At 71.6% G+C, this 24341-nt stretch carries 17 protein-coding genes; 13 read left to right on the top strand and 4 right to left on the bottom strand.

What is annotated here, in order from left to right:
- Nucleotides 1-88: 88 nt before the first annotated feature.
- A complete protein-coding gene (gene ilvD, locus ACFFJB_RS05625; RefSeq protein WP_376830259.1) occupies nucleotides 89-1924 on the top strand; it encodes a dihydroxy-acid dehydratase in 1836 nt (611 codons plus the stop codon).
- A 120-nt stretch (nucleotides 1925-2044) separates the two neighbouring features.
- On the opposite strand, the gene ACFFJB_RS05620 is transcribed toward ilvD, so the two are convergent.
- Nucleotides 2045-2371: a hypothetical protein gene (locus ACFFJB_RS05620; protein WP_376830257.1), complete on the bottom strand. Its 327-nt coding sequence runs from the start codon at nucleotides 2369-2371 to the stop codon at nucleotides 2045-2047.
- A gap of 355 nt (nucleotides 2372-2726) precedes the next feature.
- On the opposite strand from ACFFJB_RS05620, the gene ACFFJB_RS05615 reads away from it, so the two are divergent.
- From ACFFJB_RS05615 to ACFFJB_RS05590, 6 genes are all read left to right on the top strand, one after another.
- A complete protein-coding gene (locus tag ACFFJB_RS05615) occupies nucleotides 2727-3416 on the top strand; it encodes a YceI family protein (RefSeq protein WP_376830255.1) in 690 nt (229 codons plus the stop codon).
- A gap of 132 nt (nucleotides 3417-3548) precedes the next feature.
- Nucleotides 3549-4883: a cytochrome b/b6 domain-containing protein gene (locus ACFFJB_RS05610; RefSeq protein WP_376830253.1), complete on the top strand. Its 1335-nt coding sequence runs from the start codon at nucleotides 3549-3551 to the stop codon at nucleotides 4881-4883.
- A gap of 278 nt (nucleotides 4884-5161) precedes the next feature.
- Nucleotides 5162-6379: an ABC transporter substrate-binding protein gene (locus ACFFJB_RS05605; protein ID WP_376830252.1), complete on the top strand. Its 1218-nt coding sequence runs from the start codon at nucleotides 5162-5164 to the stop codon at nucleotides 6377-6379.
- A gap of 324 nt (nucleotides 6380-6703) precedes the next feature.
- Complete coding sequence (locus ACFFJB_RS05600; RefSeq protein ID WP_376830250.1) at nucleotides 6704-8755, top strand: NAD(+) synthase; 2052 nt, start codon at nucleotides 6704-6706, stop codon at nucleotides 8753-8755.
- Nucleotides 8756-8839: 84 nt separating this feature from the next.
- Entirely contained in the window at nucleotides 8840-10123 is a 1284-nt protein-coding gene (gene chrA, locus ACFFJB_RS05595) for a chromate efflux transporter (protein WP_376830248.1), read from the top strand.
- A gap of 252 nt (nucleotides 10124-10375) precedes the next feature.
- Entirely contained in the window at nucleotides 10376-11488 is a 1113-nt protein-coding gene (locus tag ACFFJB_RS05590) for an S-(hydroxymethyl)glutathione dehydrogenase/class III alcohol dehydrogenase (protein WP_376830246.1), read from the top strand.
- Between the two features lie 387 nt (nucleotides 11489-11875).
- Here ACFFJB_RS05590 and folB read toward each other — a convergent pair whose 3' ends face one another.
- Nucleotides 11876-12238: a dihydroneopterin aldolase gene (gene folB, locus ACFFJB_RS05585; protein ID WP_376830244.1), complete on the bottom strand. Its 363-nt coding sequence runs from the start codon at nucleotides 12236-12238 to the stop codon at nucleotides 11876-11878.
- A gap of 144 nt (nucleotides 12239-12382) precedes the next feature.
- Between folB and ACFFJB_RS05580 the strand changes: the two genes are divergently transcribed.
- From ACFFJB_RS05580 to cysG, 5 genes are all read left to right on the top strand, one after another.
- The gene (locus ACFFJB_RS05580; protein ID WP_376830243.1) at nucleotides 12383-12754 is read left to right on the top strand and encodes a 4a-hydroxytetrahydrobiopterin dehydratase; all 372 of its coding nucleotides are present in this window, start codon (nucleotides 12383-12385) and stop codon (nucleotides 12752-12754) included.
- A 285-nt stretch (nucleotides 12755-13039) separates the two neighbouring features.
- Entirely contained in the window at nucleotides 13040-14107 is a 1068-nt protein-coding gene (locus tag ACFFJB_RS05575) for a glycosyltransferase (RefSeq protein WP_376832561.1), read from the top strand.
- A 300-nt stretch (nucleotides 14108-14407) separates the two neighbouring features.
- Nucleotides 14408-15784 (top strand): malonyl-CoA decarboxylase, encoded by a 1377-nt coding sequence (locus ACFFJB_RS05570; protein ID WP_376830241.1) that lies wholly within the window; start codon nucleotides 14408-14410, stop codon nucleotides 15782-15784.
- The gene (locus ACFFJB_RS05565; protein WP_376830239.1) at nucleotides 15781-17301 is read left to right on the top strand and encodes a malonate--CoA ligase; all 1521 of its coding nucleotides are present in this window, start codon (nucleotides 15781-15783) and stop codon (nucleotides 17299-17301) included. Before ACFFJB_RS05570 ends, ACFFJB_RS05565 begins: the two co-directional genes overlap by 4 nt.
- 225 nt (nucleotides 17302-17526) lie before the next feature.
- Nucleotides 17527-18975 (top strand): siroheme synthase CysG, encoded by a 1449-nt coding sequence (cysG, locus tag ACFFJB_RS05560; protein ID WP_376830238.1) that lies wholly within the window; start codon nucleotides 17527-17529, stop codon nucleotides 18973-18975.
- A gap of 6 nt (nucleotides 18976-18981) precedes the next feature.
- Here the strand turns inward: cysG and ACFFJB_RS05555 are convergent, their stop codons facing one another.
- Together ACFFJB_RS05555 and ACFFJB_RS05550 are read right to left on the bottom strand one after the other, a co-directional pair.
- Nucleotides 18982-19884, bottom strand: coding sequence for a PfkB family carbohydrate kinase (locus ACFFJB_RS05555; RefSeq protein WP_376830236.1), 903 nt, complete (start codon nucleotides 19882-19884; stop codon nucleotides 18982-18984).
- Between the two features lie 214 nt (nucleotides 19885-20098).
- On the bottom strand, nucleotides 20099-20539 hold the full coding sequence (locus ACFFJB_RS05550) for a VOC family protein (RefSeq protein ID WP_376830234.1): 441 nt from the start codon (nucleotides 20537-20539) through the stop codon (nucleotides 20099-20101).
- Nucleotides 20540-21539: 1000 nt separating this feature from the next.
- On the opposite strand from ACFFJB_RS05550, the gene pepN reads away from it, so the two are divergent.
- Nucleotides 21540-24197: an aminopeptidase N gene (gene pepN, locus ACFFJB_RS05545; RefSeq protein WP_376832559.1), complete on the top strand. Its 2658-nt coding sequence runs from the start codon at nucleotides 21540-21542 to the stop codon at nucleotides 24195-24197.
- Nucleotides 24198-24341: the final 144 nt, after the last annotated feature.

Raw genomic sequence — 24341 nt, 5'->3', positions numbered from 1 at the left:
CGCGCCCTCTGGCCTTCAGCGGCGCGGCGGCGTACGTGGAGATCCGGGCGCGCGCCCGCGCCCGAAACCGGAAAGAGACCACATCCCGATGCCTCCGTATCGTTCGAGAACCACCACTCACGGTCGCAACATGGCGGGAGCCCGCGGCCTCTGGCGCGCCACCGGCGTGAAGGACGGCGACTTCGGCAAGCCGATCATCGCCGTGGTCAACTCCTTCACCCAGTTCGTGCCCGGCCACGTGCACCTCAAGGACCTGGGCCAGCTGGTGGCGCGCGAGATCGAGAAGGCCGGCGGCATCGCCAAGGAATTCAACACCATCGCCGTGGACGACGGCATCGCCATGGGCCACGACGGCATGCTCTATTCGCTGCCGTCGCGCGAGATCATCGCCGACAGCGTCGAGTACATGGTCAACGCCCACTGCGCCGACGCGATGGTGTGCATCTCCAACTGCGACAAGATCACCCCCGGCATGCTCAACGCCGCCATGCGGCTGAACATTCCGGCGGTGTTCGTCTCCGGCGGCCCCATGGAGGCCGGCAAGGTGACCCTGCAGGGCAGGAAACACGCCCTCGACCTGGTGGACGCCATGGTCGCCGCCGCGGACGAGAACGTCTCCGACGCGGACGTGCGGCTGATCGAGCGTTCGGCCTGTCCCACCTGCGGCTCCTGCTCGGGCATGTTCACGGCCAACTCCATGAACTGCCTCACCGAGGCGCTGGGCCTGTCGCTGCCGGGCAACGGCTCGGTGCTGGCCACCCACGCCGACCGCAGGCGGCTGTTCCTGGAGGCCGGCCGGCTGATCGTGGAGCTGGCGCGCCGCTACTATGAGCAGGACGACGAGAGCGTGCTGCCGCGCAGCATCGCCAACCGCAAGGCGTTCGAGAACGCCATGTCGCTGGACATCGCCATGGGCGGCTCCACCAACACGGTGCTGCACATCCTCGCCGCGGCCCACGAGGGCGGGGTGGACTTCACCATGGACGACATCGACGCCCTCTCCCGCAAGGTGCCCTGCCTCTCCAAGGTGGCGCCGGCCAAAGCCGACGTGCACATGGAGGACGTGCACCGCGCCGGCGGCATCATGGCCATCCTCGGCCAGCTGGAGGAGGCCGGCCTGATCCACACCGACACGCCCACGGTGCATGCCCCCACCCTCGGCGACGCCATCAACCGCTGGTCCATCGACCGCACCAGCTCCGAGGAGGTGCGCGCGTTCTACCGCGCCGCGCCGGGCGGCGTGCCCACCCAGGAGGCCTTCAGCCAGAACGCCCGCTGGGATGAGCTTGACCTCGACCGGCAGAACGGCGTCATCCGCTCGGTGAAGCATCCGTTCAGCAAGGACGGCGGCCTCGCCGTGCTCAAGGGCAACATCGCCCCCGACGGCTGCATCGTGAAGACCGCCGGCGTGGACGAGTCGATCCTGACCTTCTCCGGTCCGGCCGTGGTCTATGAGAGCCAGGACGACGCCGTGGCCGGCATTCTCGGCAAGAAGGTGAAGGCCGGCGACGTGGTGGTGATCCGCTACGAAGGCCCCAGGGGCGGCCCCGGCATGCAGGAGATGCTGTATCCGACCAGCTATCTGAAGTCGCGCGGGCTGGGCAAGGCCTGCGCCCTGATCACCGACGGGCGCTTCTCCGGCGGCACTTCGGGCCTCTCCATCGGCCACGTCTCGCCTGAGGCGGCCAATGGCGGCGCCATCGGCCTGGTGCGGGACGGCGACATCATCGAGATCGACATCCCCAACCGCACCATCAACCTCAAGATCTCTGACGCGGAGCTGGCGGCCCGCCGCGCCGAGCAGGACCGGCTGGGCTGGAAGCCGGCGAAGCCGCGCAAGCGCAACGTCACGCAGGCGCTGAAGGCCTACGCCGCCTTCGCCTCCTCCGCCGACCGCGGCGCGGTGCGCATCCTGCCGGAATGACCGCCCCGGCGCGACGGCGCCGCCGGCGACACGCAAAAACCGGGCCCCGGGGCCCGGTTTTTTCATGCCTTCCCGGGGGAGGGCCGTCGTGACCGGCGTTCTCGCGGCCGGCGCGGCGGCTCAGCCGGCGGCGCGGGCGAACACGGCCAGCAGGTTCAGGGCGAAAGTGGCGGCCTGGGCGGCGGCGGCGGCGGAGGCGGCCTGCGCGGCGGCGCGGTTGTAGCGGCTCTGGCGGGCCATGGCCTGACGGTGCTGCTCCAGATTCTCCTCGATCTCGCGCATCGACAGCGGCTGCTCCGCCGCCCCGGCCTGCAGCAGCAGATAGGGGGCGATGTCGGGCACGCGGATGGAGGCCGAGCGCAGCCACAGCACCCCCGCCGCCAGCGCCGCCATGATCGAGGCGATGTGAAACACGACATAGAGAAGATCTGACAGTCCGGCCGGCATGTTCCGCCCTTTTCCCGTTGCGGACCGACGAAACAGGAAGCGGGCGCGAAACGCAAGCGGACGCGGCGACGCTTGCGGCCCTGCAAGATCATGCATGCAAATTCACATGCACCGGGAAAAATGACGCAAAATTGCGCATATCTTTCTGAACCTGTTTATATTTTCGCCATACCCTGCCGGAACCTGCCTGAAACCCGCCCCGTTGTCCGCGACACAATTTTGCTCACACTTGGCCAATACGTCTGACGTGCGCGTCCGGCCCCGGATGCGCCGTCGCTCACGCGGCGAACGCCGCGTGAGCCGTTGCGGAACCACCACGGTTTCCGCGGCCTGCGCCAGAAAAAAGGAGATGTACGTGACCCATCGCCAGATTCTTACGGCTTCCGCCCTCGCGCTCGCCCTGGCTTTCGGCCATGCCGGCGCCGCCAGCGCCGCCGGCGACGCCGCGCCCGCCGCAGCGGAAAAGCTGCAGGTGAAGGCGCCCGCCGGCGTCTATGTGATGGATCCCACGCACGCCTCGCTCACCTTCTCCTTCCTGCACAACGGCATTTCCCATTACACGGCGCGCTTCAACCGCCTCTCCGGCGAGGTGACGCTGGACCCGGCCAGCCCGGAGAAGTCGTCGGTGACCGTCACCATCGACACCGCCTCCGTCGACGCCAGCTACCCGGCCGACTACAAGGCCGCCCACCCCGGCTCCGCCTTCTCCAGCTGGAGCGAGGACATCGCCCGCAACAGCAACTATCTGAACGCCGACAAATTCCCCACCGCCGTCTTCAGGTCGACCAGGGTGGAGCAGACCGGTCCGCGCGCCGCGAAGGTCACGGGCGATCTCACCTTCCTCGGCGTGACCAGGCCCGTGACGCTGGACGTCACCTTCGTGGGCGAGCTGGAGAAGCATCCGTTCCTGCAGCAGCCGGCCATCGGCTTTTCGGCCACCGGCTCGTTCCGGCGCAGCGACTTCGGCATGCCGGTGGGCTTCGTCGGCGACGAGGTCACCGTGCGCTTCGACGGCGAGTTCATCCGGAAGGCCGGACAGAAGTAAGCGCTCCGCCCGCCGCCGTCCCCGCGCGGCCTCCAGACGGCCCGGGACGGCCCGCGTCGCCTGACCCTCTTTCCGGAGCCGGGCGGCGCGCCCGCGCAGGCCCGGACGCGCCGCCGGTTTTCGTGAGCATCCATGACCACCGCCGCCCCCACCCGTTATGACGGCGTCGCCATCGCCCTGCACTGGCTGGGCGCCGCCTGCATCATCGCCCTTCTCGCCACGGGCTTCTGGATGACGTCGGCCATCGCCCGCCCGGACAGCCAGGCGCTGGCCTACCGCGTGTTCCAGCTGCACAAGTCCCTCGGCTTTCTGGCGCTGGCGCTGGCGGTCGTGCGCCTGCAATGGCGGCTGGCGCATCCGCTGCCGCCCCCGCCCGCCGGCATGCGGGCGTGGGAGCGTTTCGCCGCCGGCGCCGCGCACGCCGCCTTCTACGCGCTGCTGCTGCTGCTGCCGCTCACCGGCTGGCTCCTTGTTTCGGCCGGCTGGGCGACGGCCAGCGACGCCCCGCTCGCCGTGCCGACGCGCTGGTTCGGCCTGTTCACGGTTCCGCACCTACCGGGCGTGGCCGACGCGGCGCCGGCGACCCGCCGCGCCCTCGCCTTCGGGAGCGGGGCCGCCCACGCCGCCCTCGCCTGGACCATGCTCACGCTGCTGGCACTGCATGTGGCGGCGGCGCTGAAGCACCAGTTCATCGCCCGCGACGGCGCGCTGGCGCGCATGATCCCCGGACTGGCCCCCGCCGGCGCCGGCCAGCCCGGGACCGGCCGCCGGCGGCCGGCGGAAACCCTCGCCGGCGCCGGTTTCGTCACCGCCATCGCCGTGGCCGCCGCCATCGCCGCCGCCCCGGCGCCGAAGCCGGAAGGCCCGGCGCAGGCCGCCACGCCGGGGGAAGCCCCGGCCGGGCGGGCGCCCGCCGGCGACGCCGCCGCGCAGCCCCCGGCCGGCGCGCCGGCGGCGCGCCCCGCCACGGCCTGGCGCATCGACCACGGGGCCTCGGCCATCGTCTTTTCCGGCGAGCACGCCGGCGCGGCCTTTTCCGGCCGGTTCCTGCGCTGGTCCGGCGAGGTGCGGTTTGACCCGGACAATCTCGCCGGATCGCGCGCCGACATCGTCATCGACACCGCCTCGGCGGCGACCGGCGACGCCACCCGGCGGAGCGCGCTGGAGGGCGAGGAGTGGCTCGACCCGAAGGGCTTCCCGAAAGCGCGATTTGAGGCCGCGACCTTCCGCGCCCTCGGCGGCGACCGCTTCGAGGCGGAGGGAACGCTGACGCTGAAAAATGCGCGCGTTCCGGTGACCCTGCCCTTCACCTTCACGGAGAAGGACGGCGTGGCCCACGTCTCCGGCCGGACGGTTCTCGACCGGGCGGCCCTCAACGTCGGCATGGTTTCGGACGCAGGCGGGGCGTGGGTGTCGAAGGCCATCGCCGTCACCATCACGGTCACGGCCCGCCGCGCCGGCGGCTGAGACCGGACGGAACCGCATCCGCGACGCCGCAGGGGGGCGGCGCGCGGAGGCGCGGCGCGCGGGCGGGCGACGGTGGGGGCGCCCGCCCCGCGGTCCGCCGGCGCAGCGCGCCGGCGCAATGAAGCCGCGCCGCCGGCGGCATGTTTTCGCGCCGTCATTCCGGCGCCGTTACTGCGCCCGCACGCGGTCTTTCTGACGCATGTCCTGTTGTTATTGACGAAAACCGCGCTGTCGCGAAAGCTGATCTTCCGGACATGGAGTCCGGGAGGAAACGCACCATGAAAAAAATCCTGACAGCCGCAATGTGCCTGGCCCTCGGCCTTTCCGCCGCCCACGCCAGCGACGGAAAGGCCGGCGAGAAGAAATACGGCCCCGGGGCCAGCGACACGGAAATCCGCATCGGCAATGTGGCGCCCTACAGCGGGCCGGCGTCCGCCTACAGCGTGCGCGGCTCGGCCATCGTCGAATATTTCAGGCAGCTCAACGAAAAGGGCGGGATCAACGGCCGCAAGGTCACGGTCATTTCGCTGGACGACGCCTACAGCCCGCCCAAGGCGGTGGAGCAGACCCGCAAGCTGGTGGAGAACGAAAACGTTCTCGCCGTCTACGGCTCGGTGGGCACGCCGTCCAACTCCGCCGTTCACAAATACCTGAACGCCAGACAGGTGCCGCAGCTGCTGGTCGCCACCGGCGCCTCCAAGTGGAACGACCCGAAAAACTATCCATGGACGACGGCGATGCTGCCGCTGTACGACATGGAAGCGAAGATCTACGCCAACTACGTGCTCAGGCGCAGGCCGGACGGCAAGGTGGCGATTCTTTACCAGAACGACGACTTCGGGAAAGACTTCGTGCGCGGCTTCCGCGAGGGGCTGGGCGACAGGGCCCGGTCGATGATCGCCATCGAACTGCCCTATGAGATCACCAGCGCCACCGTCGACGCCGAGGTGGTGCGCATGAAGGCCACCGGCGCGGACATCCTGTTCATCGTCGCCACGCCGAAGTTCGCCGCCCAGGTGATCAAGCGCACCCACGAGCTGGGCTGGAAGCCGCTGCAGATGGTGGTGTCGGTGTCGGCCTCGATCGGCTCGGTGCTGAAGCCGGCCGGTCTTGACGCCTCCCAGGGGGTCATCACCGCCGTGGCGCTGAAGGAGCCGGACGATCCGCAGTGGGCGGACAGCGAGGACATGAAGGCCTACAAGGCGTTCATGAAGAGCATCGGCCAGGAGGGCATGATCGACGATTCCAACGCCGTGCAGGGCTATGTGGCCGCGGTGCTGCTGGAGCGCATCCTCAGGCGGGCGGGCGACAACCTCACCCGCGAGAACATCCGCGACATCGCCGCCAACATGCACGAGGAAAACGTGCCGATGATGCTGCCGGGCATCGTGCTGCGCACCACGCCGGACGATTACAGCCTGTTCGACGCGCTGTACCTGCAGCGGTTCGAGGGCGACCGCTACGTGCTGATCGAGGGCCCGGTTTCGGGCAAGTGAACGGCGGCCAAGCGCGCCCCTTTTTCACCCTGCTCCGGCCTGGCCCGCGCCGGCCGGAGTTTTTTCGCGCCGGCGGCGCGCCGGGAAAATTCCGTCATCGGCAGTCGCATATACGGGACAGACAGCGTGCTGCGCCTGAAAAATTTTGTTTTTTTCTCACGGGAGGCCGGGACAGCCGCGCGGTTCCTTCAGGAACATCCGGATGGGGCGGCGCGCGCCTGTCGCCGGCGCCGGCAGCTGGCGAAACCCCGGCGCAGCCACTACCATGCAGGCCGTCCCGGCCTTATATGCGAAGGCCTGCGATCACAGGGAAAGGCGCGCCGCATGGGTGGATTTCACTCGCTCTACACGCACGGGTTCTTTCGCACCGGAGCCTGCGTGCCGCGTATGGGGGTGGGAGATCCGCAGTTCAACCTGGAGCGCACCCTGGAGCTGGCGCGCCGCGCCCATGAGCGCCACGTCGCCCTGGCTGCGTTCCCCGAGCTCGGCCTGACCGGCTACGCCATCGACGACCTGCTGCTGCAGCAGCCGCTGCTGGACGCCGCCGAAGCCGCGCTCGGCGTGCTGGCTGAAGCCTCCCGCGACCTGTTCCCGGTGCTGGCGGTGGGCGCGCCGCTGCGCTGGCGCGGCCGCCTCTACAACTGCGGCGTGGTCATCCACCGGGGCGACATTCTCGGCGTCGTCCCCAAGAGCTACCTGCCCAGCTACCGCGAGTTCTACGAGGCGCGCCACTTCACCTCCGGCGCAGGCGTGACGGGCGCGAGCATCACCGTGGCCGGGCGCACGGCTCCGTTCGGGACTGACCTGATCTTCCGCAACGCGGGCGATCTCGCCGCCACCTTCCACGTGGAGATCTGCGAGGACGTGTGGACGCCGGTTCCGCCCTCCTCACGGGCGGCGCTGGCGGGGGCGGAGATCCTCGTCAACCTCTCGGCCAGCAACATCACCATCGGCAAGGCCGAAACGCGCCGCCTGCTGTGCGGGGCGCAGTCGGCCCGGGCCATCGCCGCCTATGTCTATTCCGCGGCCGGCCCCGGCGAATCCACCACAGACCTGGCCTGGGACGGCCACGCGGCCATCTTCGAGATGGGCGAGCTGCTGGCCGAGAGCGCGCGCTTCCCCACCGGCAGCGTGCTCGTCACCGCCGACGTCGACCTCGACCGGCTGCGCCAGGAGCGGCTGCGCGTCACCACCTTCGGCGACTGCCAGCGGGCCGAGGCGGCGCGGGGCGAGGCGTTCCGCACCGTGAGTTTCCGCCTCGACGCGCCGTCTGCGGACGTGGCGCTGGAGCGCGACATCGAGCGCTTCCCCTATGTGCCTTCCGATCCGGCCCGTCTCGCCGAAGACTGCTACGAGGCGTTCAGCATCCAGGTGCAGGGCCTCGCCCAGCGCGTGCGCGTCTCCGGGGCGCAGAAGCTGGTGATCGGCGTCTCCGGCGGCCTCGACTCCACCCACGCCCTGCTGGTGTGCGCGCGGGTGATGGACGCCCTAGGCAAGCCGCGCAGCGACATCCTGGCCTACACCATGCCGGGCTTCGCCACCTCCGAGGGCACCCGCTCCAACGCCTGGCAGCTGATGCAGGCCATCGGCGCCACGGCGGCGGAGCTGGACATCCGCCCGGCCGCCCGGCAGATGCTGGGCGACCTCGGCCACCCGGCCGGCCGCGGCGAGCCGGTCTATGACGTGACCTTCGAGAACGTGCAGGCAGGCCTGCGCACGGACTACCTGTTCCGTCTCGCCAACCACCACAACGGCCTGGTGGTGGGCACCGGCGACCTCTCCGAGCTGGCGCTGGGCTGGTGCACCTATGGCGTCGGCGATCACATGTCGCACTACAATCCCAACGCCTCGGTGTCGAAGACGCTGATCCAGCACCTGATCCGCTTCGTCGCCCGGTCCGGCGAGGTGGACGCCGGCGCCGCGGCGCTGCTGGAGGCCATCCTGGCCCAGGAGATCTCGCCGGAGCTGGTGCCGGCGGACGCCAACGGCGGGGCCATGCAGTCCACCGAGAGCAAGGTGGGCCCCTACGCCCTGCAGGACTTCAACCTCTACTACGTCACCCGCCACGGCTTCGCGCCGTCGAAGATCGCCTTCCTCGCGCTCAACGCCTGGGGCGACGCCAGCCGCGGCCGCTGGCCGGCCGGCATCGCCGCGCGGGACCGGCGCGCCTACAGCCTCGCCGAGATCCGCCGCTGGCTGGAGGTGTTCCTGTTCCGCTTCTTCACCATCAGCCAGTTCAAGCGCTCGGCCGTGCCGAACGGGCCGAAGATCTCCTCCGGCGGCTCGCTGTCGCCGCGCGGCGACTGGCGCGCCCCCTCGGACGGCAACGCCCGCGTGTGGCTGGAGGAGCTGAAGCGTAACGTGCCGGAATGCTGAGCCGGCCCCGCCGCCGCGGCGCGCCCGCACGCCGGGGCGCGGAAGGCGCGCCTTTGCGCCGCTGCTCAAGACAGGGAGGCAGCCGTGACAGCCGGGGCGCATGACGACGGGACGCGACCGCCGGCGCGCCCGGGAAGCGGCGGAGCCGCCCCGCAAGGCCGCGCGCGGGCGCTGCTGGAGGTGTTCGGGGCCTTCCTGCGCATGGGCTGCCTCGCCTTCGGCGGCCCGGCGGCGCATGTGGGCTACTTCCACGACGAATTTGTCCGCCGCCGGCGCTGGATCGACGACGCCGGTTTCGCCGCCCTGCTCGCCCTCTCCCAGTTCCTGCCCGGCCCGTCCACCAGCCAGCTCGGCTTCGCCCTCGGCATGCGCCGTTACGGCGGCCTCGCCGGCGGCGTGGCCGCCTTTCTCGGCTTCACCCTGCCGCCGGCGACGCTGATGACGGCGCTGGCGCTGGGCGCGGGCGCGCTGCGCGGGCCGCTGGCCGCCGGCGCGCTGCACGGGCTGAAGCTGGCGGCGGTGTCGGTGGTGGCGCACGCCGTGCTGACCATGGCGCGCACCCTGGCGCCGGACCGCACGCGCGCGGCCATCGCCCTCGTCGCCCTCGCCATCGTCACGCCCGGCGGCGTCGCCGCCCAGCTGATGGCCATCGGCGCCGGCCTGCTGCTGGGACTCGCTTTCTGCCGCAACGCGGCGGCCGCCGGCGGCGGGGCTGCGACGCCGGACAGGGCGGCGCGGCGCCGGCACGGGCTCGTCGCCCTCGCCCTGTTCGCGGCGCTGTTCGCCGGCCTGCCGGCGCTGGCGGCGCTCGGCGACTCCGGGCCGGCCGGCGAGGCGCTCGCCATGGCCAACGCCTTCTACCGCGCCGGCGCGCTGGTGTTCGGCGGCGGCCATGTGGTGCTGCCGCTGCTGCAGACCGAGGCGGCGGCGCCGGCCGGCGTGGCCCCGGACGTGTTTCTCACCGGCTACGCCCTCGCCCAGGCCATGCCGGGCCCGATGTTCTCCTTCGCCGCCTGGCTTGGGGCGCTGTGGCCGCGGCCGCCGGACGGCGTCGCCGGCGCCGCGGTCGCCATCGCCGCGATTTTCCTGCCCGGCCTGCTGCTGATGTACGGCGCGCTGCCGTTCTGGTCACGGCTGCGCGGCGACCGCCTCGCCAGCGCCGCCGTGGCCGGGGCCAACGCCGCGGTGGTGGGCGTTCTGGCGGCGGCGCTCTACCGGCCGCTGTGGACCAGCGCGGTGTTCACGCCGGCGGATTTCTGCGTGGCGGCGGCGGGCTTCCTGCTGCTGGCCGTGTGGCGCGCGCCGCCATGGGCCGCCGCCGCCGCCGGCGCCGCCAGCGGCCTTGGCCTTGCGCTGCTGGCGGGCTGATTCAGCATGCGGCCGTATATGCCTGGCGCGCCGCCAGTTTCCGCAGGGGAAGCCCGGCGGGCCGCCGGCGGCCGCCGCCGTGGCGAAACTGATTCCGCCCGCCGCCGCATGCCGCTGGCGCGCCAGCTTTTTCGCCCGCCGCGGCGCCGGTTTTCCCCGCCGTGATCACGCAGCGGCGCAGGCCGCTTTGCGCCGGCCGCCGGCGGCTGTACCGTCCCGGAACAACGTCAACCGTCGCCAGGAGTACGCGTCATGAAAACCCGCGCCGCAGTGGCGCTCGCCGCCAACAGGCCGCTCGAGATCATGGAAGTGGATCTGGAAGGGCCGAAGGCCGGCGAGGTTCTGGTGGAGGTGAAAGCCACCGGCATCTGCCACACCGACTGGTACACGCTCTCCGGCCTCGATCCCGAGGGCCGCTTTCCCTGCATTCTCGGCCATGAGGGCGCCGGCGTGGTGGTGGACGTCGGCCCCGGCGTGACCTCGGTGAAGAAGGGCGACCACGTCATTCCGCTCTACACGCCGGAATGCCGCCAGTGCAAAACCTGCCTGTCGCGCCGCTCCAACCTCTGCACCGCCATCCGCGCCACCCAGGGCCAGGGGCTGATGCCGGACGGCACCAGCCGCTTCTCCTGCGACGGCGACCCGGTGCTGCACTACATGGGCTGCTCCACCTTCTCCAACTACACGGTGCTGCCGGAAATCGCCGTGGCGAAAGTGCGCGAGGACGCCCCCTTCGACAGGATCTGCTACATCGGCTGCGGCGTCACCACCGGCATCGGCGCGGTGATCAACACCGCGAAGGTCTGGCCGGGCGCCAATGTCGCCGTGTTCGGGCTCGGCGGCATCGGCCTCAACGTCATCCAGGGCGCGCGCATGGTGGGAGCGGACCGCATCATCGGTGTTGACATCAACCCCGCCAAACGCGCCATGGCCGAAAAATTCGGCATGACCCACTTCATCAACCCCAATGAAGTCGGCCAGGACCGGGTGGTGCAGGCGGTGATGGACCTCACCGACGGCGGCGCCGACTTCTCCTTCGACTGCACCGGCAACACCGACGTGATGCGCCAGGCGCTGGAGTGCTGCCACCGCGGCTGGGGCGAGTCGATCATCATCGGCGTGGCCGAGGCCGGCAAGGAGATCTCCACCCGCCCGTTCCAGCTGGTCACCGGCCGGGTGTGGAAGGGCAGCGCCTTCGGCGGCGCCAGGGGCCGCACCGACGTGCCGAAGATCGTCGACTGGTACATGGAGGGCAAGATCAACATCGACGACCTGATCACCCACAAGCTGCCGCTGGAGCGCATCAACGAGGGCTTCGACCTGATGCACGACGGCAAGGCGATCCGCACCGTAGTTGAGTTCTGACGCATCCGGAGCCGCGGGCGCCCTGCGGCGCCCCGGCGGCGCCCTCGCGACGCCGGCCAGGCCCCCCTGGCCGGTTTTTTTTTGCGTCCGCAGGCGGCGCCCGCGCGGGCGCGACCGGCATGGACGGCTGGCCCCGGCGCTTTCCTTCGCCGCCGGCGAAGGAAAGGCGGTGACGCGCGAAAATGATTCAGCAAACTGGCGTTAACGGTTTGATATTGATGATGAAACGCCGCCGCGGCCGCACGCGCGGCGGCGCAGGGTCCGCGCGGCTGCCCCCGATCACGCGATGGTTAACAATTCATACGCAAGTATTGGTTAATCCAGCGATAATTCGCTGCGCTTCAACCAGTTTGTCAGGGAACGCGCTCCCCGCCGGCCGCCGGGGCGTCAGCGCCGGCGGGTGATCTCCACCATCACCCCGTCGATGATGGCGGGCACCGGGGCGCCGGGCTTCTCCACCTGCACCGTCACCTGCTCGACGCGCGGAAACTTCTCCAGCACGTCGGCGGCGATGGCCTCGGCCAGCCCCTCAATCGTGCGGTAGCGGCGGTCGAGGCAGACGCGCGTCGCCCGCTCCGTGAGCTCGGCGTAGCAGGCGGAGGCGTGCCAGTCGTCGTTGCGTCCGGCCTCGCGCAGGTCCAGCATGCAGTCCAGCGACACGAAGAAGCGCTGGCCCAGCCGCGCCTCCTCCGGATGCAGGCCGTGATGCGCGTAAACGGCGATGCGGGATACCCTGATCCTGTCAGACAATGGCGCATGCTCCTGCGGGGGGGGGCGCCGACCGGCCGCCCCGACCGGCACTGCCTTATACCCGGCCGCGCCCGCCAGCAAGCCGATCCGGCGGGCGCCCTGCCCGCGCCTGCGCCAGCGCCCGCGCAAAAGGAGACTCACGCCATGACCGAAGCCGCCAGTCCCGACGCCCTGCTCACCGGCCAGCGCCTGCAGCAGGCCATCGCCAGCCTGCCCGCCGGCTGGCGGCTGGAAGGAAACGCCCTGACGCGCGTCTATGACACCACAGGCTGGAAGGCGACGCTGATGCTGGCCGGCGCGCTCGGCCATGTCTGTGAGGCGGCCTGGCATCACCCGGAGCTGACGCTCAGCTTCGGCGCGGTGAAGGTGGCGCTGTGGACCCACACCGCCGGCGGCGTCACCGCGCGGGACGTCGCCCTCGCCCGCCAGATCGAGGCGGTGGCGCTGTGGCGGCCGGACGACGGCGTGCTGGAGGGCGCGCCGCCCGCCCATGCGGTGGTGAAGGCCGAATCCTGAGCGCCCGGCGCGCCGCCCGGGGCGCGCGGGCGGCGGTTTTCCGGCCGCCCGCCACCGGTATCAACGGTTTTTTCGCCGCTGGCGCGACGCCCGTTAGCGTTGCCGCGGCAGAAACTTGAAGTCGCCTTACCTGCGAATGCGCGCCGCTCCGCGCCGCTGTCCGGCATTGGCCCCCTTCAAATTCCTGCGATTTGGTGACAGTCATGCTTAACCAAACGTTAATCATGACGCCCGCGCGACCGCGCAGCGGCGCGCCAGAGAGGGGAGCCTGCGGACTTGCGGCTGGTGATGAGCGCCGACACCACCGGAGGCGGCTGGAACGCCGCGCTGCAGCTGGCCGCAGGGCTGGCCGGCGAGGGATTCGACGTGGCGCTCGCCCTGCTCGGCCCGCCGCCCGCCCCGGCCCGGCGGGCGGCGCTCGAGGCCGCGGGCCTGCGCGCCATCGCCGTGCATGACGTCGCCGCCCGCTACGCCCGCTGCTTCGGCGACATGCAGGCCGCCGGGCAGGCCGTGAGCCGGGTCGTCAACGTCACCGGCGCCGACGCGGCGCTGCTCCACCATCCGGGTCTGGCGGCGTTCGGGCCGTTCAGCGCGCCGGTGATCGTCACGCCTGACAGCCGCGACGTCATTGTCGCCTCCCGCAGCGCGCTGGTGAACGGGCTGGAATGGCGGGCCAGGCTGCTGCGCGCCGGCTACCAGGCGGCCGCGGCGACCGTGGCCCCAACCCAGGCGGACGCTGGCGACATCATCGCCACGCACCGGCTGCGCATGCCGCCGCGCGTCATCCGCCGCGGCTGGAGCGCCGTCGCCCCGGCGACGCCGGGGGTGGACATTCCCGAATACGTCCTCGCCATCCACGCCGACGCGGACGGCCGCGAGAACATCGCCGTGCTGAACGAGGCCGCCTTCCTGTGCGCAACGCCGGTGATGCTGGCCGGCGCGCGCGCCGGCGCCCTCCCCGCCGCCGGCCACCTGTGGGCGCTGGGCGAGCTGCCGCCCGGGCAGCTGCAGCGCTGGCTGGCCGGCGCCAGCTTGTTCGTCTCCGCCGCCACCGGCGACACCGACGGCGAGGCCGTATGGCGCGCGGCCGACGCCGGCCGGCCGCTGGTGCTGGCCGACGCTCCGGACTACCGCGAGCTGTGGGACGGCGCCGCCGTGTTCACGCCGCCTGGCGACGCGGTGGCGCTGGGCCGGGCGCTCAACGCGCTGATGGCGGACGCGGACGGGCGCCGCCGCCTCGGCGCCGCCGCCCGCGACAGGGCCGCGACGCTGGCCGCAGGGACCTGCATCCGGGAATGGGCGGAATTCATCCGCCATGTTGCGACCGTCTCCGGCGCCCGGCGCGCCGCCTGACCCCTGCGCCGGCCCTGCGTCATCGGGGCGTCGCATGACGTCCCCAAAATGGCGCCGGGCCTTTCCCCTCCGCCGTAACGGAAGGCCGCCGCATGCGGCGGTTTGGGCCGGGGCGCGCCCTTGGCGGGCCCCCGGCGCCATGCCACATTCCTTATGGCTCCGGTTGCGCCGGCCCGCCCTGCGCGACCGCGACGCGAAGCTGGCGGCCCCGTCACCCGGCGCCGGGAAGACGCGGCGCCGGCCATCCAGCCCCCCTGCATCCGGCGTCGCCGCATCCGGCGCCCGGCACGAGGAGACACCATGCCGACGTCATTCCTCAACGAGCTGTTCGCCACCCTGTCCGAGCGCGGGCGCGCCCTGCTCGGGCGCGCGCGGGGCCCGGTGAAAGGCGGCGATCTGGTGGAGCTGGCCGACAGCCTGCTCTCCCGCAAGGGCGAAGCCTCGGGCGTGGCGCTGGCGGGCGCCATCATTCACAGCTACGGCCAGGCTCCGGAGGGGGCGCGGCTCGCCTTTCTCAACGCCCTCGCCGACCGCTTCGGTCCGGACATGGCGGCGCTGCAGGAGGCGCTGCGCGCCGTCAGCCAGACGCCGACGCCCGTCAACGTGCAGAAGCTGCACCGCGCCACCGAGGCGCGCCGCCAGGAGCTGATGCGCCGCATCAATCTGGCGCCCGGCGGCACCGCCGCCCTGGTGCGCATGCGCGAGGACCTGCTGGACCAGCTGCCATCCCGGCCGGAGCTGAAGCAGGTGGACGAAGACTTCGCGCACATGTTCTCCACCTGGTTCAACAGGGGCTTTCTCGTGCTGCGCCACATCGACTGGACCACGCCGGCGAACATTCTGGAGAAGATCATCCGCTATGAGGCCGTCCACGCCATCCGGGACTGGGACGACCTGCGCAACCGCCTCGAGCCGTCCGACCGGCGCTGCTACGGCTTCTTCCACCCGCAGCTGGTGGACGAGCCGCTGATCTTCGTGGAGGTGGCGCTCACCACCGGCATTCCGGACGCCATCGCCCCGCTGCTCGACGTCAGCCGCACGCCGATCCCCGGGGAGGAAGCCACCACGGCGGTGTTCTACTCCATCTCCAACACCCAGCGCGGCCTTGGCGGCGTCAGCTTCGGCAACTTCCTCATCAAGCAGGTGGTGGAGGAGCTGAAGCGCGAGCTGCCGAACCTGAAGACCTTCGTCACCCTCTCGCCGGCGCCCGGTTTCGCCGCCTGGCTGGCGAAGGAGCGCGCCGACGAAAACGCCGCCTGCCTTGACGACGCCACGCGCGAGACGCTGAAGCTGCTCGACCGGCCGGGCTGGCATGACGATCCGGAGACGCGCGAGGCCCTGCGCCGGCCGCTGACGCAGCTGGCTGCGCATTATTTCCTCAACGCCCGCAACCACGCCGGGCGGCCGGTGGATCCGGTGGCGCGCTTCCACCTCGGCAACGGCGCGCGGCTGGAGGCCATCAATTTCCTCGGCGACGTCTCGCCCAAGGGCATGGCCCAGGCGCACGGCTTCATGGTCAACTACCTCTACGCGCTTGACGACATCGAGAAGAACCACGAGGCCTTCGCCGAGCATGGCGAGGTGGCCGCCTCGGCGGCGGTGAAGAAGCTGCTGCGCAACGGCGCCGCGCCGGCGCGCGGCGTCGCCCGGCTGGCGGCGAAAGGAGGCGCGGCATGAGCCGCAATCTCTATGACCGGATGTTCCGCAAGGGCCCGGACAATCCGGATTTCGACCCCGCCCGCGTGGCGCTGCGCCATCCGGACGGGCGCGCCAGCACGTACGCCGACCTGGAGAGGGGCTCGGCGCGGCTGGCCAACGCCCTCGTCAGCCTCGGGGTGAAGCCCGGCGACCGGGTGGCCGCGCAGGTGGAGAAAAGCGAGACGGCGCTGCTGCTGTATCTGGCCGCCCTGCGCGCCGGCGCGGTCTATCTGCCGCTCAACTCCGGCTACACGCTGGCGGAGCTGGCGTATTTCATCGGCGACGCGGAGCCGGCGCTGGTGGCGTGCGACCCGGCGGCCGAACAGGCGCTGGCGCCGCTGGCGCAGCGCGCCGGCGCGGTCACGGCGACGCTGGACCGCAACGGCGAAGGCTCGCTCACGGAGCTGGCGGCCCGCCAGCCTGACCGCTTCGACAACGTGGCGCGGCGGGACGACGATCTCGCCGCCATTCTCTACACCTCCGGCACCACCGGACGCTCGAAGGGCGCGATGCTGAGCCACGACAACCTGGCCTCCAACGCGCTGACGCTCCGCGACTGCTGGCGCTTCACCCCCGGCGACGTGCTGGCCCACGCCCTGCCGGTCTATCACACGCACGGGCTGTTCGTGGCCTGCAACACGCTGTTCTTCGCCGGCGGCTCGATGATCCTGCTGCCGAAGTTCGACGCCGACGCGCTCATCGCCATCCTGCCGCAGTGCACCACCCTGATGGGGGTGCCCACCTTCTACACGCGGCTGCTGCAGCATCCGGCGCTCACCCGGGAGCTGACGGCGCACATGCGGCTGTTCATCTCCGGCTCCGCCCCGCTGCTGGCCGAGACCCACGCGCAGTGGCGGGCGCGCACCGGTCACGCCATTCTTGAGCGGTACGGCATGACCGAAACGGGCATGAACACCTCCAACCCCTACGACGGCGAGCGCGTCGCCGGAACGGTGGGCTTTCCGCTGCCGGGCGTGTCGCTGCGCGTGACCGATCCGCAGACCGGCGCGCCGCTGCCGGACGGCGACATCGGCATGATCGAGGTGAAGGGGCCCAACGTCTTCAGGGGCTACTGGCGCATGCCCGGGAAAACCGCCGCCGAATTCCGTCCGGACGGCTTTTTCATCACCGGCGACCTCGGCCGCATCGACGGGCGCGGTTACTTGCAGATCATCGGCCGCAGCAAGGACCTGATCATCAGCGGCGGCCTCAACGTCTATCCGAAGGAGGTGGAGACGGAGATCGACGCGCTGCCCGGCGTGGTGGAGAGCGCGGTGATCGGCGTTCCGCATCCGGATCTGGGCGAAGGGGTCACGGCGGTGGTGGTCAGCGACCGCACGCTTGACGAGGCGCAGGTTCTGGCGGCGCTGGACGGGCGTCTGGCGCGGTTCAAGCTGCCCAAACGGGTGCTGTTCGTCGACGAGCTGCCGCGCAACGCCATGGGCAAGGTGCAGAAAAACGTGCTGCGGGAGACCTGCCGCGACCTGTACGCCTGACGGGCCCTGCGGGCGGCCGGCGCAGGTCTCGCCGGGCAAGGCGCGGACGGGAGCGCGGGGCGGGCGCGACTGTGGCCCGTCGCAGCGCAGCATTGGCGCGGCCCTGCCCCTTGCCGCGACGGACGTGATATGCTGACGCAAGGCCGCGCCAGCGCGACGCTGGCATCGGCGGGAGGCCTTCGTCCCCGCTGACGCTCCTCCAGACAACAGAATGTGACGCAGACCGTGACCGGCGCCCCTGGCTCCCCCTCATCCGGCCCCGCCCGGCCCACCGAAACCCTGGCCGCCCGCATGGGCCCGCTCGCCAGCCTGCCGCTGTTCTTCAAGCCGGCGGGGCGGCGCGTGGCCGTCGCCGGCGACAGCGACGGCGCCGGCTGGAAGGCCGAACTGGTCGCCGCCGCCGGCGCCACGGTCGACATCTACGCCCCCGATCCGCCCCAGGCGATGCTGCGACTGGCCCGGGAGCTGCCGGAGCGCGTGCGCCTGCACCGGCGCGCCTGGACTCCGGAGGATCTCGCCGGCGCCATGCTGGCCATCGGCGACTTTCCGGACGAGGACGAAGCCCGCCGCTTCGCCGCCGCGGCGCGCGCCGCCGGCGCGCCGGTGAACTGCGTCGACCGTCCCGCCCTGTGCGATTTCCAGTTCGGCTCCATCGTCAACCGGTCGCCGCTGGTGGTGGGCATCTCCACCGACGGCGCCGCGCCGGTGTTCGGCCAGGCGGTGCGCGCGCGCATCGAGACGCTGCTGCCGCAGTCGTTCCAGCGCTGGGCCGAGGCGGCGCGGCGCTGGCGGGCGGAGGTGACGGCGCGGGGCTGGCCGTTCCGGCTGCGGCGACGCTTCTGGGAGCGCTTCACCGCCATGGCGTTCGCCGCGCCCGGACGCGCGCCGGACGACGCCGTGCGCGACCGGCTGTTCGCCGCCGCGGAGGACGACGCGGCGGAGGCCGCCGCCGGCGTCGTGCATCTGGTGGGCGCCGGGCCTGGCGATCCCGAACTGCTGACGCTGCGCGCCGTGCGGCTGCTGCAGTCCGCCGACGTCATCCTCCATGACGACCTGATCCCGCAGGCGGCGCTCGACTACGCCCGCCGCGAGGCGCAGCTCATCCATGTGGGCAAGCGCGGCCACAAGCCCTCCTGCACCCAGCAGGACATCAACGCCCTGCTGGTGGAGCTGGCCGGAAAGGGGCTGCAGGTGGTGCGGCTGAAGGGCGGCGATCCCGCGATCTTTGGCCGGGCCGGCGAGGAAATCGCCGCGCTCGCCGCCGCCGGCGTCGCATGCGAGGTGACGCCCGGCGTCACCGCGGCCAGCGGCGCGGCGGCGCGCCTCGGCGTCTCGCTCACCCACCGCGACGCGGCGCGGCGGCTGCAGTTCATCACCGCCCATGCCCGCGACGGCGCGCTGCCGGAAGATCTCGACTGGCGGGCGCTGGCCGACCCCGCCGCCACCACCGTGGTCTACATGGGCCTCGCGACGCTCGGGCAGCTGGCGCAGCGGCTGGTGGAGGCCGGGCTGGACCCGGGAACGCCGGCGCTGCTGGCGGAGCGCGCCACCTGCCCGGACGAGCGCGTGATCCGCGCCGACATCGCCACGCTGCCGCAGAAGGCGCGCGCCATGGCGGCGCGCGGGCCGGCGCTGGTGATCATCGGACAGGCGGCGGGGCTGGGCGCCGGCTGAGCCGGCTCAGAGCGCCCCGCGCCCGGCGAGGAACGCCATCACGTCGCCCCGGCGCGGCGCGCCGTTGCGGCCGCCGAAGGTGAGGCATTTGAGGGCCGAGGCGGCGGAGGCGAAATCGATGGCCCGGCGGATGGGCATGCCCTCGGCCAGGGCGAGGGCGAAGGCGCCGTGCCAGACGTCGCCGGCGCCGAGCGTGTCCACCGCCGCCACCGGAAAGGCCGGGGCGTGCCTCACCTCGCCGTTCTCCAGGTAGTACACGCCCTCCGCCCCGACGGTGACGGCGAACCACACGTCCTGCGCGCGCTGGCGCAGCGCCAGCAGGCCCTGGCGGGGATCGCGCTCGCCGGTGAGCTCGCGCAGCCCTTGGGCGCTGAAGGCCACATGGGTGGCGTCCTGCATCACCGTGGGATGCTCGGGCGCGCGGTCGCCGTCGAGCACGGCCGGCCTGCCGGCGCGGCGGGCGGCGCGGAACATGCGCGCGGCCGCCTCCTCCCAGCGCGTGTCGCCCAGCACGGCGTCCACGTCCGGCGGCAGCTCCTGCGGCAGCCAGGAGGCGTCCTCCGGGAGGCTGCGGTCACGGTAGCTCACCACCATGCGCTCCCCGTGACGGTCGACGAGAATGGTCGACACCGGCGACTTCACGCCGGGAAAACCGCGCACATAGGAGCAGCGCACGTCTTCCGCGTGCAGGGCGTTGAGAATCTCCACCGCCACGGCGTCGTCGCCGAGCCGGCCGCCAAACACCGCCTGCCCGCCGAGACGGGCGACGGCCACGGCCGCATTGGCGGCGATGCCGCCGCTGGTGATCACGAGGTCAAGGGCGCGGTGCTTCTCCGCCGCCTTCGGCATTTCCTCGACCCGGTAGATGTAGTCGAGGGTCGCGATGCCCACGCACAAAACTGTCGTCATCAGCCTGACGCCGCCTCCTGGTATCCGCCCCTGACCGGCGGCGGACGCCCCGTCCGGCGTCCGCCGGGCCAGGGAACTGCGCCGGAACCTCCCGCGCCGCCCCCTTGTTGCGCAACGCCGGCGCTGGCGGCGCTCCGGGGGCGCTTCTGGACCGGACGGCGCGCCGCGGCATAGCCCGAATTGGGGAGCGGCGCGCCGGCCCGGCCGGCGCGGGTCACCAGGTTCCGGTGTTGGGCATGGAGGCCCAGGGCTCCTTCGGCGGCAGCGGCGGGCCGTCCTGCAGCAGCTCGATGGAAATGCCGTCCGGCGAGCGGATGAAAGCCATGTAGCCGTCGCGCGGCGGGCGGTTGATGGTGACGCCGGCCTTCATCAGCCGCTCGCAGGTTTCATAGATGTCCGGCACGGCGTAGCAGAGATGGCCGAAGTTGCGGCCGCCGGAATACTCCTCCGGGTCCCAGTTGTAGGTGAGCTCCAGCTCCGGCGCCTGGCGCTCGCGTGAGCTGTTTGCGTCCTGGGGCGCGGCGAGGAAAATCAGGGTGAAGCGGCCGGCCTCCACGTCCTTGCGGCGGGTTTCGACCAGGCCGAGCTTGTTGCAGTAGAAGTCGAGCGACTCCTCCACGTTTTTCACGCGCACCATGGTGTGCAGATAGCGCATGGGGAACTCCCGGGGTTTGACGACGGACGGGCGGCGCGCCCGCCAGCGGACGCCGGACGACCGGAACGCGCCGCCAGGGCGGGCCGCCGCAGGCCCCGCGAGGATGGGTCACGCGTTCCGCCGGCGCAAGCGGCCAAAGGCCGCTGGCGGTTCTGCACAGGCGGCCGGACGGGCCCTGGCCGGACGCGGCGGCGCGGCGATGCGGGCGCAGACCGCGCCGCGACGGCCGGCGACAGCGGCGCGGACAGCGCGCCGCCGTCGCCCGTGACGCATCACCTGAAGACGCGTCGCCCGTGACGCCATCAGCCATGACGCCGGCGCGCCAGACGCCGCGCTTCGCGAAAAGGAGAAGGTTCGTGCGACGCAGGGCGGACCGCCGGAAGCATCCGCCGGCGTGGGCGCCCGGCCCGCGGCGGGAAAACGGCCCGTATGACCTGAGGCGACGGCTTGGCGCGAACATGTCCAGCGCCGATAGCCCCTCAAAGAGGGGCAAAAAATCCATCTTGTCAGAATCGGATAATCCGTCTAACGTAGGAATGCAGCAGTGATGCTGCGTGCCCTCCTTGGGCGTTTCCTCCCTAGACTTGGGCTGCGCTCCGGCGCAGCCCTTTTTTCATCCTCGCAAAGACTGTAGCTCCGCAATCGTCGCGAGTGCAACAAAAAATCCACTGTCTGGCCAAATTTTGATAACGCATTCCATTTTTTCTTGGATTGCGCTTTTCCGTCAACGCCTTGCCCCATCCATCCACCGCCGCCGGGCCTGTGCATAACTCGCTCTGGCGCGGCCGTCAGGCCTGTCCGCCCGCCTCTCGCCGCGCGCCCGCGTCCGGGTCCTTCGCCGGCATGACGCCGGCAGGCCGCGCCTGCTGTGGCGGGCAGCGCCATTGAAGCGCGGGCGCGCAGCGGTCATTACTGGGGAGCCCGAGCGCCGCCGCGGCGGCGGGCTGATGGCGGCCAGGCCACGCGCCGGCCGCGCGCCCCGACAGGATGTCCGTGCATGATGCGCAGCGAAACCCCACCGATCGTCCGCCTCGCCGACTACCGGCCGACCGACTATCTGATCGACGCCGTTGATCTCGACATCCGCCTTGCGCCGGACGACACGCTGGTGACGGCGGAGCTGTCGCTGCGTCCCAATCCGGCCGGCATGGCCGGGGCGCCGCTGCGCCTGGACGGCGACGAGCTGGAGCTGGTTTCCTTCGCGCTCGACGGCCAGACGCCGCCCGCCGGCGCCTGGGAGGCCTCGCCCCAGGGCCTGACCCTGCGCGCGCCGCCGCAGCGCCCGTTCCGGCTGCGCATCCAGACCCGCCTCAATCCTGCGGCCAACACCAGGCTGATGGGGCTGTACCGCTCCAGCGGCGTCTACTGCACCCAGTGCGAGGCCGAAGGCTTCCGCCGCATCACCTATTTCCTCGACCGGCCCGACGTGCTTTCGGTTTACACCACGCGCATCGAGGCGGACGCGGCCGAGGCGCCGCTGCTGCTCGGCAACGGCAACCCGCAGGAGCGCGGCGAGCTGCCGGGCGGACGTCACTATGCGGTATGGCGCGACCCCTTCCCCAAGCCGTGCTACCTGTTCGCCCTCGTCGCCGGCCGGCTGGACAGCGTGTCCAGGACGTTCGTCACCCGCTCCGGCCGCCCGGTGCAGATCGCCATTCACGTGGAGCCCGGCAAGGCGGACCGCGCCGCCTACGCCCTCGACGCCCTGGAGCGCTCCATGCGCTGGGACGAGGAGGTCTTCGGCCGCGAATATGATCTCGACGTGTTCAACGTGGTCGCCGTGTCCGATTTCAACATGGGCGCCATGGAGAACAAGGGGCTGAACATCTTCAACGACAGGTACGTGCTCGCCAGCCCCGACACCGCCACCGACCTCGACTACGCCAACATCGAGGCGATCATCGCCCATGAATACTTCCACAACTGGACCGGAAACCGCATCACCTGCCGCGACTGGTTCCAGCTGTGCCTGAAGGAAGGGCTCACCGTCTACCGCGACCACGAGTTCTCCGCCGACCAGCGCTCGCGCGCGGTGCGGCGCATCGCCGACGTGCGCACGCTGCGCTCGGCCCAGTTCGTGGAGGACGCCGGCCCCCTCGCCCATCCGGTGCGGCCGGAGCAGTACAGCGAGATCAACAATTTCTACACGGCGACCGTCTATGAGAAGGGCGCCGAGCTGGTGCGCATGCTGGGCATCCTCATCGGCCCGGAGAAGTTCCGCGCCGGCATGGACCTGTATTTCGACCGCCACGACGGCCAGGCCTGCACCGTCGAGCAGTTTCTCGCCTGTTTCGCCGAGGTGAGCGGCGAAAACCTCGACCATTTCGCCCGCTGGTACTCCCAGGCCGGCACGCCCCATGTCGTCGCCCGCGGCGCGTGGGACGAACAGGCGGCCGTCTGGACGCTCACCCTGAAGCAGCGCACCCCGCCCACCCCGGGCCAGCCGGAGAAACGCCCGCAGGTGATCCCGGTGAAGATGGGGCTGATCGGCGCCAGCGGCCGCGAGATCCCGCTTGAGCCGGACGGCGACGCGCCGCTGCGCGGCGACGTGCTGGTGTTCGACCGCGAAGAGCTCACCGTCACCTTCCGCAACGTGACCGAGCGGCCGGCGCCGTCGCTGCTGCGCGGCTTTTCGGCGCCGGTGCGGCTGGACGTGAACCTGGACGACGCCGGCGAGCTGCTGCTGTTCCGCGCCGACACCGATCCGTTCAACCGCTGGCAGGCGGCGCAGAACCTCATGCTGAAGCACATCGTGAAGGATGTGGCGGCGATCCGCGCCGGCCGCGGCGCGACGCGGCCGGGCGAGCCGGCCTTCATCGGCGCGCTCGGCGACTTCCTCGCGACGGAGGGCGGCCGCGATCCCGCCTTCGCCGCCCAGGCGCTCACCGCCCCTGGCGAGGGCGACGTCGCCCGCGAGATCGGGGCCGACATTGATCCGGACGCCATCCATGCGGCGCGCGAGACGTTGCGGGCCATGACCGGCCGCGCCCTCGCCCCGGCGCTGCGCGAGATCCATGCGCGGGCGGACGCCTCCGACGGCGCCGACATCTCCGCCGCGGCCGCCGGCCGGCGTGCGCTGCGCAACCTGGCGCTGGACCTGCTGGCGGCCGCCGATCCGGAGGAAGGCGCTGAACTGGCGGAACGCCAGTTCCACGCCGCCGCCAACATGACCGACCGGCTCGCCGCCCTCAACGTGCTGGCGGCGCTGCCGGGCGGGCGCCGCGAGGCCGCCCTCGCCGCCTTCGAAGCCCGCTACCGCGACGATCCGCTGGTGCTGGACAAGTGGTTCGCCGTTCAGGCGATGATCCCCGAACCGGACACGGTGGCGCGCGTGCGGCGGCTGATGGAGCACCCCGCCTTCACCCTCACCAATCCCAACCGCGTGCGGGCGCTGCTCAGCGCCTTCTCGCTGAGCAACCCAACCCAGTTCGCCCGGCGCGACGGGGAGGGCTTCGCCCTGGTGGCCGACGCCATCCTCGCCATCGACCCGAAGAACCCGCAGGTGGCCTCGCGCATGCTCACCGCCTTCCGCTCCTGGCGCACGCTGGAGGAGCCGCGCCGCGACCAGGCGCTGGCCGCCCTGCAGCGCATCGCCGCCCGGCCCGGCCTCTCAATCGACGCGCAGGACATTCTCACCCGCATGCTGGCGACGAAATAGGCCCTGGGCGCCGCCTTTTCCGGAGCCGCGGCGCGGCGGCTCCGGATCAAGGGGGACGGCGGAATTTTCCCCGTTTTTCGCGCCTTGCGGCCAGTTGATAACAAAGCGGAAACCAATCTGGACAAACCCTGAAATTCGGATTCT

It is taken from the genome of Camelimonas abortus (assembly GCF_042432745.1).
In the GTDB taxonomy this organism is placed as follows: Bacteria; Pseudomonadota; Alphaproteobacteria; order Rhizobiales; family Beijerinckiaceae; genus Camelimonas; species Camelimonas abortus.
The sequence above is the reverse complement of the archived record's forward strand: the minus strand, read 5'-3'. Positions and strand labels throughout refer to the sequence as shown.

What these genes read in the sequence shown, in the direction of transcription:
- ACFFJB_RS05580 (WP_376830243.1), top strand. Translation starts at nt 12,383, where the DNA reads ATGACCGAAGCCGCCAGTCCCGACGCCCTGCTCACCGGCCAGCGCCTG.
- ACFFJB_RS05620 (WP_376830257.1), bottom strand. Translation starts at nt 2,371, where the DNA reads ATGCCGGCCGGACTGTCAGATCTTCTCTATGTCGTGTTTCACATCGCC.
- ACFFJB_RS05610 (WP_376830253.1), top strand. Translation starts at nt 3,549, where the DNA reads ATGACCACCGCCGCCCCCACCCGTTATGACGGCGTCGCCATCGCCCTG.
- ACFFJB_RS05555 (WP_376830236.1), bottom strand. Translation starts at nt 19,884, where the DNA reads ATGACGACAGTTTTGTGCGTGGGCATCGCGACCCTCGACTACATCTAC.
- ACFFJB_RS05550 (WP_376830234.1), bottom strand. Translation starts at nt 20,539, where the DNA reads ATGCGCTATCTGCACACCATGGTGCGCGTGAAAAACGTGGAGGAGTCG.
- pepN (WP_376832559.1), top strand. Translation starts at nt 21,540, where the DNA reads ATGCGCAGCGAAACCCCACCGATCGTCCGCCTCGCCGACTACCGGCCG.
- ilvD (WP_376830259.1), top strand. Translation starts at nt 89, where the DNA reads ATGCCTCCGTATCGTTCGAGAACCACCACTCACGGTCGCAACATGGCG.
- ACFFJB_RS05590 (WP_376830246.1), top strand. Translation starts at nt 10,376, where the DNA reads ATGAAAACCCGCGCCGCAGTGGCGCTCGCCGCCAACAGGCCGCTCGAG.
- ACFFJB_RS05570 (WP_376830241.1), top strand. Translation starts at nt 14,408, where the DNA reads ATGCCGACGTCATTCCTCAACGAGCTGTTCGCCACCCTGTCCGAGCGC.
- ACFFJB_RS05600 (WP_376830250.1), top strand. Translation starts at nt 6,704, where the DNA reads ATGGGTGGATTTCACTCGCTCTACACGCACGGGTTCTTTCGCACCGGA.
- ACFFJB_RS05605 (WP_376830252.1), top strand. Translation starts at nt 5,162, where the DNA reads ATGAAAAAAATCCTGACAGCCGCAATGTGCCTGGCCCTCGGCCTTTCC.
- ACFFJB_RS05565 (WP_376830239.1), top strand. Translation starts at nt 15,781, where the DNA reads ATGAGCCGCAATCTCTATGACCGGATGTTCCGCAAGGGCCCGGACAAT.